The sequence below is a fragment of the Flavobacterium aeripolare genome, assembly GCF_013294025.1.
Classification (GTDB): Bacteria; Bacteroidota; Bacteroidia; order Flavobacteriales; family Flavobacteriaceae; genus Flavobacterium.
On the sequence record NZ_JABSNL010000001.1, the window covers coordinates 311485 to 324626 of the forward strand.

At 34.6% G+C, this 13142-nt stretch carries 15 protein-coding genes; 4 read left to right on the forward strand and 11 right to left on the reverse strand.

Annotation, left to right across the window (positions count from 1 at the left end):
• Positions 1-34: 34 nt before the first annotated feature.
• From HNQ00_RS01360 to HNQ00_RS01370, 3 genes are all read right to left on the reverse strand, one after another.
• Positions 35-1378, reverse strand: coding sequence for a DEAD/DEAH box helicase (locus tag HNQ00_RS01360; RefSeq protein ID WP_173836333.1), 1344 nt, complete (start codon positions 1376-1378; stop codon positions 35-37).
• Between the two features lie 123 nt (positions 1379-1501).
• Positions 1502-3049 carry a DEAD/DEAH box helicase gene (locus tag HNQ00_RS01365; protein WP_173836335.1) on the reverse strand — a complete coding sequence of 516 codons (1548 nt, stop codon included), beginning with the start codon at positions 3047-3049 and terminating at the stop codon, positions 1502-1504.
• Positions 3050-3161: 112 nt separating this feature from the next.
• Positions 3162-3683 carry a DUF6155 family protein gene (locus HNQ00_RS01370; protein ID WP_173836337.1) on the reverse strand — a complete coding sequence of 174 codons (522 nt, stop codon included), beginning with the start codon at positions 3681-3683 and terminating at the stop codon, positions 3162-3164.
• Positions 3684-3788: 105 nt separating this feature from the next.
• Here HNQ00_RS01370 and HNQ00_RS01375 point away from each other — a divergent pair, with 105 nt between their 5' ends.
• The 3 genes from HNQ00_RS01375 to HNQ00_RS01385 are packed head-to-tail and all read left to right on the forward strand — an operon-like array spanning position 3789 to position 5880.
• Positions 3789-4073: a DUF3817 domain-containing protein gene (locus HNQ00_RS01375; protein WP_173836339.1), complete on the forward strand. Its 285-nt coding sequence runs from the start codon at positions 3789-3791 to the stop codon at positions 4071-4073.
• On the forward strand, positions 4066-5322 hold the full coding sequence (locus HNQ00_RS01380; RefSeq protein WP_173836341.1) for a mechanosensitive ion channel family protein: 1257 nt from the start codon (positions 4066-4068) through the stop codon (positions 5320-5322). Before HNQ00_RS01375 ends, HNQ00_RS01380 begins: the two co-directional genes overlap by 8 nt.
• Before the next feature lie 9 nt (positions 5323-5331).
• Positions 5332-5880 carry a GNAT family N-acetyltransferase gene (locus tag HNQ00_RS01385; protein WP_173836343.1) on the forward strand — a complete coding sequence of 183 codons (549 nt, stop codon included), beginning with the start codon at positions 5332-5334 and terminating at the stop codon, positions 5878-5880.
• A gap of 43 nt (positions 5881-5923) precedes the next feature.
• On the opposite strand, the gene HNQ00_RS01390 is transcribed toward HNQ00_RS01385, so the two are convergent.
• Entirely contained in the window at positions 5924-6310 is a 387-nt protein-coding gene (locus HNQ00_RS01390; RefSeq protein ID WP_173836345.1) for an acyl-CoA thioesterase, read from the reverse strand.
• 67 nt (positions 6311-6377) lie between these two features.
• Between HNQ00_RS01390 and HNQ00_RS01395 the strand changes: the two genes are divergently transcribed.
• Positions 6378-6764 (forward strand): glyoxalase, encoded by a 387-nt coding sequence (locus HNQ00_RS01395; RefSeq protein WP_173836347.1) that lies wholly within the window; start codon positions 6378-6380, stop codon positions 6762-6764.
• Positions 6765-6837: 73 nt separating this feature from the next.
• Here the strand turns inward: HNQ00_RS01395 and HNQ00_RS01400 are convergent, their stop codons facing one another.
• The 7 genes from HNQ00_RS01400 to hisA all read right to left on the reverse strand — a co-directional run bounded on the left by HNQ00_RS01400 (position 6838) and on the right by hisA (position 13138).
• The gene (locus HNQ00_RS01400) at positions 6838-7530 is read right to left on the reverse strand and encodes a DUF4240 domain-containing protein (RefSeq protein ID WP_173836349.1); all 693 of its coding nucleotides are present in this window, start codon (positions 7528-7530) and stop codon (positions 6838-6840) included.
• 52 nt (positions 7531-7582) lie between these two features.
• Positions 7583-9244, reverse strand: a complete 1662-nt coding sequence (locus HNQ00_RS01405; RefSeq protein WP_173836351.1) for a M1 family metallopeptidase — start codon at positions 9242-9244, stop codon at positions 7583-7585.
• Positions 9245-9290: 46 nt separating this feature from the next.
• Positions 9291-10232 (reverse strand): leucyl aminopeptidase family protein, encoded by a 942-nt coding sequence (locus HNQ00_RS01410; protein WP_254598413.1) that lies wholly within the window; start codon positions 10230-10232, stop codon positions 9291-9293.
• A gap of 24 nt (positions 10233-10256) precedes the next feature.
• Positions 10257-10721 carry a M17 family peptidase N-terminal domain-containing protein gene (locus HNQ00_RS16305; protein WP_254598415.1) on the reverse strand — a complete coding sequence of 155 codons (465 nt, stop codon included), beginning with the start codon at positions 10719-10721 and terminating at the stop codon, positions 10257-10259.
• A gap of 155 nt (positions 10722-10876) precedes the next feature.
• Positions 10877-11476 (reverse strand): bifunctional phosphoribosyl-AMP cyclohydrolase/phosphoribosyl-ATP diphosphatase HisIE, encoded by a 600-nt coding sequence (gene hisIE, locus HNQ00_RS01415; RefSeq protein WP_173836353.1) that lies wholly within the window; start codon positions 11474-11476, stop codon positions 10877-10879.
• A gap of 100 nt (positions 11477-11576) precedes the next feature.
• The gene (hisF, locus tag HNQ00_RS01420) at positions 11577-12332 is read right to left on the reverse strand and encodes an imidazole glycerol phosphate synthase subunit HisF (protein WP_173836355.1); all 756 of its coding nucleotides are present in this window, start codon (positions 12330-12332) and stop codon (positions 11577-11579) included.
• 77 nt (positions 12333-12409) lie between these two features.
• The gene (hisA, locus tag HNQ00_RS01425) at positions 12410-13138 is read right to left on the reverse strand and encodes a 1-(5-phosphoribosyl)-5-[(5-phosphoribosylamino)methylideneamino]imidazole-4-carboxamide isomerase (protein ID WP_173836357.1); all 729 of its coding nucleotides are present in this window, start codon (positions 13136-13138) and stop codon (positions 12410-12412) included.
• Between the last annotated feature and the right edge of the window lie 4 nt (positions 13139-13142).

The window sequence follows — 13142 nt, forward strand, 5'->3', positions numbered from 1 at the left end:
GTATTGTAATGGTTGATAATCTAGGAAACAGCTTTTATTTCTGTTTCATCTTTTGTCTTTTGACTGGTTTCTCTACCGGCTCATTTTTATTTTGCAAAATATAATTAGCCATTAATTTTTCGATCAATTCCTCTTTAGTCAGATGATGGAAAACCGTTTTTACTTTAGTTTTTAAGTCTGCATCAATTTCATGATTAGGCTTAGTTTTGAATATTTGCTTTGCCCATAATAACATGTTGTTGTCTTCAATACTTGCGGCACTTGGTTTCTTGAATTGGGTAAATTTAATACCTAACTCTCTTTCAAAATCAACTATTTCTTTTTCTTCTTCAGGTTGTAATACTGTCAAAGAAAGCCCCTTTGCTCCTGCTCTTGCAGTTCTACCACTACGGTGAACGTAAGCTTCATAAGCATCTGGTAAATGGTAATTCACAACATACGAAATTTCTTTTACGTCAATTCCTCTCGCTGCAAGATCCGTAGCTACTAATATATTGATATGTCCTTCACGAAATTGTTCCATTATACGATCACGAATTCCTTGTGACAAACTACCGTGTAGTGCTCCAGATGAGAAGCGATTGATTGCTAAATTTTTAGCTAATTTGTTTACAGCAGCTTTTGTTTTACAAAAGATGATTCCGCGTTCGCCTTCTTTCGAATTTAAAAAATGCATTAAAACATCTAATTTCTCGATTGGATCAACTACAATATATTCATGGTCGATACCTTGATTTCCCACAGTCTCCATGCTAGCACTTACTTGCACTACATTTTTATTCAAGTAATTTTGAACTAACTGCTTGATTGTACCTGGTAAGGTTGCCGAAAACAAAAATGTACGGTGCTCCTTAGGCAATTCTGCTACAATTTCGTCTAAACTTTCTTTCAAGATAGAAACCATTTCATCAGCTTCGTCAAGAACAAGAAAGTTAGTTTCTTTCAAATTTATTGCTTTGCGCTGAATCAAATCAATTAAACGTCCCGGAGTTGCTACAACAATATGAGTAGGCTGTGATAAACGCTCTATTTGCGGTTTGATAGGAATACCTCCACAAGTTGCTGCTATAGAAACTTCAGGTAAATACTTAGCAAAATCCTCTAGGTTTTTAAATATTTGTTGTCCTAGCTCTCTTGTAGGAACAAGAATAATGGCTTGAACGTTCGTTGCAGCGCTGTCTATTAATTGTAAAAGTGGTAATCCAAACGCAGCTGTTTTACCAGTTCCGGTTTTTGCCAGACCAACTAAGTCCGTTTTATTTTGCAATAGTAACGGAATTGTTAATTCTTGAATTTCTGTTGGAGTAACAATTTTCAATTCGGTAAGTGACTTTAAGATAGGAGATGCAATTCCTAAATCTGAGAATTGTTTTGACATTTGTTTGGATTTATTATTTTATAAAAAACAGGGCATTTGTATATAGGGTTTCTAGTTTTTGCAGTCCTTTTAGGAACGCAGCACTAGGTAGCTATCCCGATGGCTGCCGGGAAGCTCCTTATTTTATTCCTCGTCATCAGGTTCGTTCATGATTTTCTCACGATACTTTTTCCCAATTAATAAGGTCATTTTTAATTTGTAATCGTCAACAAGCCATTCGCGGTAGTTCTTACTGCATTGACTAAGACACTTTGAATAGCGCTTTATACGACAATCAATATCTTCGTCTAGCTCTTTACCTAATGATTTAGCTTCTTGTAACGTCTCTGTATTATCAACACACATTGCTGCATGTTGCTCCAGTGATTTTTCAAGAACAACCTTAGATCGTAGGTTTTGTGCTATGGCAAGCTTGTGCTCCTCATCTACATCAAAAGTTACCTCGGCAGTTTTACTAAATTTAGCACGTAATTCTGGAGGCATTGCATATTTAAAGTACAATTCAATCTCAGTATCATCACGCAAGTTCTCTAAATAAAATTCTGGTGATTTAAAGATATGTTGCCAGTTTACAGGTTCACTCCACAACCCAAAACGAGCTGCATTGTTTCCTAAATCAATTACTGAGAACATGTCTTTATTTGGCAATTTACGCGATCCACGACCGATCATTTGGTAATATAACGTCAAGGATTTAGTTGCTCTATTCAATATAATAGTTTCTACAGTAGGCTCATCAAATCCAGTAGTCAAAATCCCTACAGAGGTTAAAATTGCATCTGGCGTATGCTTGAACCAGTGTAGTATTTCTTTTCTCTCTTCAGTACTACTCGTATTGTCTAAATGACGAATAGGATATCCTGCTTCTCTAAAAGTTTCATATACATATAATGATGTATTGATACCATTGTTAAAAATCAAGGTCTTTTTACCTAATGACTTTTCGGTATAAGCATGCAGTAATTTCTCTTGCATCGCCATATTAGTATACAAATCATCAGATGATTTAACGGTATAGTCTCCGTTGATACCTACCTTTAATGAAGTAAGACCCACATCATAACTATAAGTGATGGCTTTTGCCAAGAATCCATTGTCGATTAACGAACTTATCGTATCACCTACGATTAATTCATCATAACTTTGATGCATTGGTAATTTTATATTCGAACTCAAAGGTGTTGCGGTAACACCTAAAATAAATGCGTTTTTAAATGAGCTTAATAATTTTCTAAAGGAGTTATAATGCGCCTCATCGATAATAACCAAACCTATATTATCAAGGTGTAATTTTTCATCGTTGATACGATTTTTTAAAGTTTCGACCATAGCAACAAAACAAGAGTACTCGTTTTGATCTGGAAGCTCTTTTACCTTACTATTGATGATTTTGTTTTTTACATCAAAACCTTTCAACATTTTTGAAGTTTGCTTACACAACTCGATACGGTGTGTTAAAACAACTACTTTCTTGTCATTATTAGCCAAGTATCTACGTACAATCTCAGAGAAAATCACCGTTTTTCCTCCACCTGTAGGAAGTTGGTACAGCAAATGGTGCTTCTTGGGTGCAGTATCGATACGTTCAAAAATGGCATCAATGTCATTTTGTTGGTATGCGTAAAGTTGTTTTTTAGTTTCTTTTTTTTCTTCTATTGAATTTTCAAACATTGCTTTTTCTTGGGTTTTTGCAAAAATACACCGAAAAAACAGTTTATCAGCAGTAATTTCGATAAAATATAATGCTAACCTTAAATAAAATTGATTTATAGTGGAATTACACTCATAATCGTTCTAAAACTGCTTCAAATTGCCCTTTATTCTTCCATTTTAACCTTTTTGCCTCTTCATAAATAGCTGTAAATCTCCCGTTAAATTCTGAAAACACACCATTTGAGACCGCATATTGCGTCGCTTGCTCAAAAGAATTCAACATGCTTTTAAAAAACAATTCTTGAATAATCGTATTTTCTGAAGCATAGGTTTGGGCAATTTCGATATTGTACAACATTAAGTTAGTAACTACAAATGGGTCTACACCTAATACTATAAAGTGCTTGATGATTTTTTGAGCCACAGATCTACGCATCTTAGCTTTCGGTTTTTTGCGGCCTTTTTTCAAAGGGAAATATTCATGCGAAATTTTAAGCTTGGCTTCCTGCAGCAGTTTCTCTTCCTTTGGATTAAAAACAAAATCATAATACACTTTTACTGGAGGGAATTTGTCATACAAATCTACCAACTGCTCCTCTAATTGTTCCTTAGTAAGAGTAGCTATATATTTTTTTAAATCTCGTTTACTCATAGTGCTTCAATTTTACTACCACAAAGTTAAATTACTTTAGGCAGCAATGCCATTATAATGAATCATAATACTTAATTTTGCGGTTTATTACTTAAAATTATCTCCATGCTCAAGCTTTTTAAAATTGTCGCAATCCTTGAAGGAATTTCTTATCTTGTACTGTTTTCAAATATGTTGTTTATAAAACCAACAAATTTTGAATTATATCACACCTTATTATACCCTATTGGTATGAGTCACGGAGTGCTTTTTATAGGATACCTATTATTAGCTGCGCTTTTAAAAAAGAGTATGGGCTGGTCATTCACAACGTTTGGTATTATTTTAGTTGCTTCATTAATTCCTTTTGGAACTTTTTATATCGAACAGAAATACCTGAAAAATGTATAAAACAATCGAAAAAGTATTTGGTTTTCTATATCCTATGTTTAGGAAATGGGGAATGGGATACAGTTTTTCTTCTTACTTAAGCTTGTTCATCAACATTGCCTTGTTGTGTGTCTTAGCTTATGGTATCTATATTATTTTTCGTCTTATACTTGTTACAATTATTGTTTTTATTGCACAACGAACAAAGACACAATTTGATGATTTTTTAGTTTCGAATAAAACAGCAAAGTACATTGCACATCTAATTCCGCTATTGTTCATCTATAAATCTGTTCCCGTTATTCTTGAAAAATTTGAATATTGGGAGAGTATTTTTGGTAAACTAATTGGAATATATATCGTTTTTCTAGTCTTATGGATTGTAAGAACCGTTTTTAATGCGTTAAGAGATTACTTAAAACAAAAGCCACGTTACAGTGACAAGCCTATTGATAGTTTCATTCAAGTAATCATGATTGTGCTATGGATGGTGGGAGTTACCGTGATTATCTCTAAATTATTTGATCTACAGTTTAAAGAACTTTTAACCACATTAGGAGCTGTCTCAGCATTAATTATTTTGATTTTTAGAGATATCATCTTAGGGTTTGTGGCTAGTGTACAGGTGTCTATAAATGATATGGTTCGAATAGGAGACTGGATTACAATGGACAAGTTTGGTGCCGATGGAGATGTTATAGAAATCAACTTGACTACGGTAAAAGTGCGAAATTTTGACAACACAACCACTACGATTCCTACGTATAGTTTGAGTTCTGATTCCTTTCAAAACTGGAGAGGAATGCTAAAATCAGACGGGCGTAGAATAAAAAGACATATTCTAATAAAGAGTAGTAGTATTCGATTTCTATCTGATGCTGAGTTAACAAAGTTAAAAAGCATTGGCTTAATTAGTGCGTATATTGATACTCGAAAAATCGAAATCGAGAAGTTTAACTTAGATAACAATGTTGACAAGTCCCTAGCAATCAACGGTCGCAACATGACAAATTTAGGACTTTTCAGAAAATACATCACACAATATCTACGTAACCATCCTGCATTAAATCAAGAGATGCTTTTAATGTGTAGGCAGCTGCAATCTACTGCTCAGGGAGTTCCTATCGAAATTTATGCTTTTTCAAGCGACAAACGATGGGAGAACTATGAGTATGTAATGTCTGATGTGTTTGACCATATTTTTGCCTCGGTTAAATACTTTGATTTAGAAGTTTTTGAACTCCCTTCAAAAGGAACTTACACTGCATAAACCATAGCTATGAAATTGACAACTGCTAACTTGCAAATACGTTTAATTAGCCCCTTAGATATTGAATCCATCCATCAGTTGCATTCAATCCCCGAGGTGGATCAGTTTAATACTTTAGGTATTCCAGCAGATTTACAGGAAACGACTCAGCTTATTGAATTTTGGCTTTTAGCCAATAACCAGAAGGAAATCACAAACTATACTTTTGCTATCGAATTAACTGATAGTAAAACTTTCATAGGGCTACTCGGACTCAAATTATGGCCTAAAAAAAATAGCAGAGCCGAAGTTTGGTACAAATTACATCCTAATCATTGGAGAAAAGGGTACGCAACTGAAGCCCTGAATGCACTGCTTGATTATGGATTCAACCACTTACAACTTCATAGGATTCAAGCAGGTTGTGCCGTCGATAATATTGGGTCTATTAAAGTGCTTGAAAAAGTAGGCATGCTTAGAGAGGGTCGTTGTCGACAAGTATTACCTTTAAAATCTGGTTGGTCTGATAATTATGAATACGCCATTCTAGAAAGTGATTACGAAGTACTTAAAAGGTAAATTTATAATAAACGAGATAGCAATTTACTATCTCGTTTTCTATTTAAAGCATTCTATTTCTAACAAATTCAATCTCTTTTTTGCCGTGTGCCTTTGGTTTTCCATCTTCACCCAAGTTTACCATTGTTGTACTGTCAATACTAATAATGGTCTCGCGTGTCATCATATTTCTAGCTTCGCATTTAAGCGTTAATGAGCTATTACCAAATTTCACCACGTCAATACCAATCTCGATAATATCTCCTTGCCTTGCTGAACTTCTAAAATTTATTTCAGACATGTGTTTTGTCACCACTCTCGAATTTTCTAATTGAATGATGGTATACAGTGCTAGTTCTTCGTCAATCCAAGCTAATAATTGTCCGCCAAACAAGGTTCCGTTTGGGTTTAAGTCTTCTGGTTTTACCCATTTTCTAGTGTGAAATCTCATCTTAATAATTTAGTATTGCTAAAATAAGATTTAGAAGTCAAAAAATGTTTAATTTTATAAAAAAAAGATGAAAGATAGAGAGCAATTTTTAAAAGAGTTTCGCTCAGAAACTATAGGATCTGTGGGTGCTCAGTCGTCAGCAGAAGAATTATTTCAAAACCAAGTACTACGTCCGATACTAAAACTACAGAATGAATTATTTATCGCTTCATTCAAAAACTATATCTCAAAAAATAAAGGTGATTTTGCGAATTTCACATTAGAGAAAAAAAATGCTTTTATAGAAAATAGCATACAAAAAGACACTAAATATAGAAATACATTGAAGGGTATGGTTGTAGGATTATTCACTCTAGAAGAATACCGAACCTATGCATCAAATACTTCCAACTTGAATAAAAGAATGATGAGCATGCTACAAGAGCGTATTAAAAGTCAGCTCACCGTTCTATAGAAATAATTAACAAAAAAAGCGGTTTGCAATAGTACTAAACTAGTGCAAACCGCTTCTTTCAAATTCTACAATTTTATTTATTAAATCTCTCGTATAGTTTAGGACATACCTTTTGCATTGTTTCTGGTTCGTCAACATTCCATGTAAACTTCAAGATTGGATAATTCTCATCGTTTGTAGTGAATTTGTCGTAATCAATATAGTCAAATAACTCTTGATTGGTTACCGCTTTAAATGCACTTACCGCTACATACCCAAAAGCTTCAAACTCGTACTCCTCCTCTTCACTTGCGTCAATGATTTTTAAAATAGCATCAGTATTTTTTACCGCACTATAATACGCGTCTTTACCTTTAGAGATGAGCCATGATCTAAAGTAATCAAAGCCACCATCTGTTGAACCATTATTTACTATATAGGCTGCACACCATAACTCTTGATTATAGGTGTCAAAAAGCAACTTATCAGTACGCAATCTAAAACCTACGATTTCCTTAGGTGATAATTTCTCAAGATCAGCAATTAAAACTACTTCCTGATCTGCCTGATTAGAACTATTTTTTATAGAATTGTCAATAATATTCCAGTAGGTAGCTTCATCAAGCATTTCGCTTGATTTTTCTAAACTTAGCGTATCAGCAATCGCCGGTGTTAATACAGTTACTGCAAGTGGTTTGCTAACAGCTGTAGCCGTTACACTTGTTTGCCCATAAGTTAAGGTGCTAATAAAAATAATAAGCAGTAATGATGTAATTGTTTTTTTCATAAAGCACCTTTTAAAAAGTTATTTTCAGCATATTTTCCAATGGTAAAATTAGCTAATTTTCTCTGGTAATATCAATTCCTGCCACATAAAAATTTGGATCAATTTTAACGACAGCTTTATCGTTTGGAATAGCTGTATTACTCCACTCAGTGCTAGGTTCCAGCCACTGCTCCTTGCCATCAATTGTGATTTTTACCGGCATTTTAAATCCTTCAACACAATTTGTCCAACGATATCCAAGTGTATTATTTTGAGAAAAATATTCTAATGTAGGTATGCGTACATCTCTTAAATACTGATTAAAAACAGTGGATAGCGCTACTCCCGTTTGCGTAGTCATATAGTCTTCTATTTGCTTTGTAGTTACCGTTTGATGATAGAAAGTACTATTTAACCCTCTTAAAATTACTCTCCATTTTTCGTCGTTATTCACAATCTGACGGATAGTATGCAACATATTCGCGCCTTTGTAATACATGTCGCTAGAACCTTCATTGTTCACATCATAATGCCCTATAATGGGTTTGTCATTTTCGATATTTTTTCTAATTCCGCGTACGTATTCATCTCCAGCTTCTTTGCCGTAGTAATATTCTACAAAAAGGCTTTCAGAATAATTAGTGAAACTTTCATGAATCCACATGTCGGCAATATCTTTGTAAGTGATATTATTAGCAAACCACTCGTGCCCAGACTCGTGAATAATGATAAAATCAAACTTTAATCCCCATCCTGTTCCACTTAAATCTCTGCCACGGTAGCCATTTTTATACCCATTGCCATAGGTTACTGAACTTTGATGTTCCATACCTAAATACAGTGCCTCTACAAGTTTATAGCTGTCTTCATAAAATGGATAAGGACCAAACCAGTGTTCAAATGCCTTTAACATTCTAGGAACATCTGTGAATTGTTCTTTGGCTTTAGCCAAATTATCTTTCAACACATAATAGTTAAGATCTAATATTCCTTTTTCTCCTTTGTATTTTTCAAAAAACGAAACATAGTCACCTATATTTATATTTACACCATAATTGTTGATAGGATTGGTTACTACCCAAGTATATGTTTTGGTTCCGTCTTTTAGTTTTTTTACCTCTTTCAAGCGACCATTGGAGACATCCATTAAATCACCAGGAACATTTACACTTATAGTCATACCCTCTACTTCATCATACATATGGTCTTTGTTAGGCCACCATACACTTGCTCCTAGGCCTTGACATGAAGAAGCAATAAATAGTTTTCCGTTGGCATCTTTTTTCCAGGTAATTCCACCATCCCATGGTGGATTGACTGCTACTTTAGGTTTTCCTCCGTAAAAAACAGTTAGTTCCTTAGTAGAACCGACAACTTGTTTAGCGAGTAATTTTATAAAAAAAGCATTGCCTTCTCTAGTATATTCTAATGGTTTACCGTCTTGCATTACTCGCGTGATTTCCATTGGGTTTTGCAAATCAATTTGCATAATATTATAGGCATTCAATACTTTGTATTCAATAGCGTTAGACCCTGTAATTGTACTATCTAATGGATTTACTTTGATATCCAATTTATAGTTTTTCACATCCCACCAAATACGTTCTTTAGTTACAGTTCCACGTAGGGAATCCTGCCTCGTAAACACCGCTTGGTCTTTGCCCAAAAGCCCTTGCGCACTAACCATATTCAAAGTCAAAAGCGCTATTAGAGAAAGATAATTACATTTTTTCATTATAAAATATTTCAATTTCTATCGAAATTATTACCGTTATTATTCCTTAAATATTTTCGATAAATTTAGCTAATAGCTGGACACCATAAGCGGTAGCATGTTTGCTCTTAGCAAATTCATCTGTACCAAAAGCTACTCCAGCAATATCTAAATGCGCCCACGCCTTATGCCCTTGTGTAAAATATTCTAAAAATTTGGCTGCTGTAATTGCTCCCGCTAATGGCTTACCGCTATAGTTGCGCACATCTGCGATATCACTTTCAATATCCGTATTGTAAGCTTCCCACAATGGCAAAGGCCACATGCGCTCGCCTATACTATCTCCAGCTTTTTGCAATGCTGTCGCAACAGTATTATTATTAGTAAATAAAGCTGCACATTCGTGACCAAATGTCCCCATACTGCTCCCCGTCAAAGTAGCAATATCAACAATATACTCTGGACTATAATTTTTCACCATATATGCTAGCCCATCCGCAAGAATCAATCGTCCTTCGGCATCTGTATCAATAATTTCAATAGTTGCTCCGCCGTAGCTTTTTATTACATCACTAGGTAGAAAAGATTTGCTGCTCACCGCATTCTCCGCACAAGGAACAATTGCAGTAACTTTTACCGGTAATTGTAAGTCAGCTATTAATTGCATCGCTCCAAAAACCGCTGCACCACCTGCCATATCACATTTCATATCTAACATTCCAGCAGTTTTAATGTTCAAACCACCGGTGTCAAAAGTAATCCCCTTCCCTACTAGACCTACATGTTTTAGATTTTCAATAGGTGTATTTGGTTCATAACTCATAATGATGAATTGGAGTTCGTTTTGACTTCCTTTCCCCACAGATATAAAAGCTTCTAACCCTTCAATTTCGCATGCCTCTAGCCCTAAAGCTTTTACTTTAAAACCATACTTACTTCCACGGTCAACAGCCCATTCTGTTAAGTATTTTGGTGTAACACGATTGGGAGGTAAATCAACTAAAGCCAATGTTTCTAATTGTGCCTTCGCTATTTAAATAGCTCTTTCAGTGACCTCTTTATAGTTATTTTCTGAAAGGATTTGAAGCTCAAATTCAGGTCCTAAAAAAGGATGCGTAAATTGCTTTTTATAATGTCCCAGATTATAGGTCCCTAAAACCAAACCTGATATACTTGCTTCCAGCTGTTCGCTTGTAAACTCTTTTGGCAATGCTAACACTACTGATTTCCCAAAAATATCTTTACTATTAGCTGCAACTCTTCTAAAAATAGTTTTAAGTGACTTGTAATCAATTTCTTTTCCTAATCCTACAAAAAGATAAGTAGTAGCTTTACTTTCAACTAAATACGAACTATCTTTTTTACCGTAAAATACTCTTGAAGATACTTCTACATCATCAAATGTAATCGGAATTACATTGTGAGCAGTGGTTTCAAATACCGGAACTATAATTGTTCCTTCAAAATTATTAATGTCTTTAACTTGTATCGTTTTCATAGTTACTTTTTCAAGATTATAGTATTATTAGCTTTGTTACTTGTAGTCCTATAATACAAAGTAAATATAGGAATTGCGTTTTGATTGAAAAACAAAACCCAATAATAAATCAATTTACTATTGGGTTTCGTTTAAATTTATTTAAAAATCCTATTTTATTTTTGGCGGCTTTTTAAAACCTTAACCACATCTTCTAATTCAAATCCTTTTGCTTGAAGCAGAATTAAGTAATGAAATAACAAGTCGGCGCTTTCACCCAAAAACAAGTCATCGTTATCGTCCTTAGCTTCGATAACCACTTCTACCGCTTCCTCTCCTACTTTTTGAGCGATTTTATTCATTCCTAATTTGAATAAAGAAGCTACATAACTTTTCTCAGAATCAGCATTTTCTTTTCTTGTTTTAATAGTTTGCTCCAACTGTGAAAGGAAACCGTAATCTCCTTTGTTTTCTGTTTGCCAGCAAGTATCTGCACCTGTATGACAAGTTGGACCAACAGGTTTTACTTGAATTAACAAAGTGTCGCCATCACAATCGTTTTTAATATCCACTAAGTTCAAAAAATTACCACTCTCCTCGCCTTTGGTCCAAAGTCTTTGCTTGGAGCGACTAAAAAAAGTGACTTTTTGAGTATCAATTGTTTTTTGGTACGCCTCTGCATTCATGTAACCCAACATTAAAACTGCTTTAGTTTCACTGTCTTGTATAATTGCCGGAATTAATCCGTGTGCGCTTTTTGAAAAATCTATGTTCATTATCAAGTATTAAGTATTAGATTGTAAGTATTAAGTATTAGTGGCAAAGTGGTTCAAATTAAATAATGATAACTTAATCATTACTACTTATGACTTACTCCTAAAGTCTTACTGCTATATTATTATTTTTAAGTTCTTGTTTCAACGTTTTAATTTCAATCTCTTTAAAGTGAAATACACTTGCGGCTAAAGCGGCATCTGCTTTTCCTTCGGTGAAACTATCTACAAAATGTTGCATGTTTCCAGCACCACCAGAAGCAATTATCGGAATATTAACTAAAGTTGATAATGTAGCCAAAGCGTCATTAGCAAAACCATTTTTTGTTCCGTCGTTATCCATCGAGGTAAACAAGATTTCACCAGCTCCTCTTTCGGCTACTTCAACGGCCCAGTCAAATAAATTTAGTTCTGTGGGTACTTTTCCACCCATTAAATGTACAATCCATAGCCCGTCTATTTGTTTGGCATCAATAGCAACGACCACGCATTGGCTTCCAAATTTACTAGCCAAATCATTAATCAACTGCGGATTTTTTATCGCTGATGAATTAATCGAAACTTTATCTGCTCCGTTTTGCAACAACACTTCCACATCGGCTACAGAGGATATTCCACCACCCACCGTAAACGGAATATTAATTGTAGCGGCCACTTCACGAACCAACTTCACCAATGTTTTTCGGCGTTCTTCCGTTGCTGATATATCCAAAAAAACCAATTCGTCAGCTCCTTCATTCGAATAGATCTTGGCTAATTCTACCGGATCACCAGCATCACGCAAATCTACAAAATTTACGCCTTTAACGGTACGTCCATTTTTTATATCTAAACAGGGTATTATTCTTTTTGTTAACATCTCGTTTAATTTGAAAATTTGAAAATTAAAAAATTTGAAAATGCATTACCTCATTTCCAAATTTTCACATCTTCAAATTATTTAGATTCTAATATATATTGCTCTAGTTGTTTCATCGAAATCCTTCCTTCGTAAATTGCTTTACCAATAATGGTTCCTTCACAACCTAATTCAGCTAATTTAGGTAATTCATCAAAGGTCGAAATTCCACCTGAAGCGATTAATTTTATTCCTTCGGCTTTCGCCAATATTTTAGCATATAAATCAAAACTAGGTCCTTCCAGCATTCCGTCTTTTGCGATATCGGTACAAATCACGTACTGAATTCCTTTTTCTTGATACCCTTGAATAAAAGGAACTAACTCCTGATCTGACTCTTCTAACCATCCTGAAACGGCTACTTTTTCGTTATTAGCATCTGCTCCAAGGATAATTTTATCAGCACCATATTCAGTAATCCATTTTCCGAAAATAGCTCTATTTTTTACAGCGATACTTCCACCTGTGATTTGGTTCGCACCACTTTCAAACGCAATTTTCAAATCGGCATCCGACTTTAAGCCACCACCAAAATCGATTTTCAAACTCGTTTGACTCGCAATTTGCTCCAGAATTTTATAGTTGACTATTTTGCTCGATTTTGCTCCGTCAAGATCTACTAAGTGCAAATATTCAATTCCGTGCGCTTCAAATTCCTTGGCTACTTCTAGCGGGTTTTCATTGTATATAATTTTGGTGTTGTAATCGCCTTTTGATAAGCGAACACATTTTCCGTCGATGATATCTATTGCTGGTATAATACGCATGATT

Bases quoted from the DNA above. Each gene is read 5' to 3' on its own strand.
- HNQ00_RS01360 (WP_173836333.1), bottom strand. From the start codon at position 1,378: ATGTCAAAACAATTCTCAGATTTAGGAATTGCATCTCCTATCTTAAAG.
- HNQ00_RS01365 (WP_173836335.1), bottom strand. From the start codon at position 3,049: ATGTTTGAAAATTCAATAGAAGAAAAAAAAGAAACTAAAAAACAACTT.
- HNQ00_RS01370 (WP_173836337.1), bottom strand. From the start codon at position 3,683: ATGAGTAAACGAGATTTAAAAAAATATATAGCTACTCTTACTAAGGAA.
- HNQ00_RS01375 (WP_173836339.1), top strand. From the start codon at position 3,789: ATGCTCAAGCTTTTTAAAATTGTCGCAATCCTTGAAGGAATTTCTTAT.
- HNQ00_RS01380 (WP_173836341.1), top strand. From the start codon at position 4,066: ATGTATAAAACAATCGAAAAAGTATTTGGTTTTCTATATCCTATGTTT.
- HNQ00_RS01385 (WP_173836343.1), top strand. From the start codon at position 5,332: ATGAAATTGACAACTGCTAACTTGCAAATACGTTTAATTAGCCCCTTA.
- HNQ00_RS01390 (WP_173836345.1), bottom strand. From the start codon at position 6,310: ATGAGATTTCACACTAGAAAATGGGTAAAACCAGAAGACTTAAACCCA.
- HNQ00_RS01395 (WP_173836347.1), top strand. From the start codon at position 6,378: ATGAAAGATAGAGAGCAATTTTTAAAAGAGTTTCGCTCAGAAACTATA.
- HNQ00_RS01400 (WP_173836349.1), bottom strand. From the start codon at position 7,530: ATGAAAAAAACAATTACATCATTACTGCTTATTATTTTTATTAGCACC.
- HNQ00_RS01405 (WP_173836351.1), bottom strand. From the start codon at position 9,244: ATGAAAAAATGTAATTATCTTTCTCTAATAGCGCTTTTGACTTTGAAT.
- HNQ00_RS16305 (WP_254598415.1), bottom strand. From the start codon at position 10,721: ATGAAAACGATACAAGTTAAAGACATTAATAATTTTGAAGGAACAATT.
- hisIE (WP_173836353.1), bottom strand. From the start codon at position 11,476: ATGAACATAGATTTTTCAAAAAGCGCACACGGATTAATTCCGGCAATT.
- hisF (WP_173836355.1), bottom strand. From the start codon at position 12,332: ATGTTAACAAAAAGAATAATACCCTGTTTAGATATAAAAAATGGACGT.
- hisA (WP_173836357.1), bottom strand. From the start codon at position 13,138: ATGCGTATTATACCAGCAATAGATATCATCGACGGAAAATGTGTTCGC.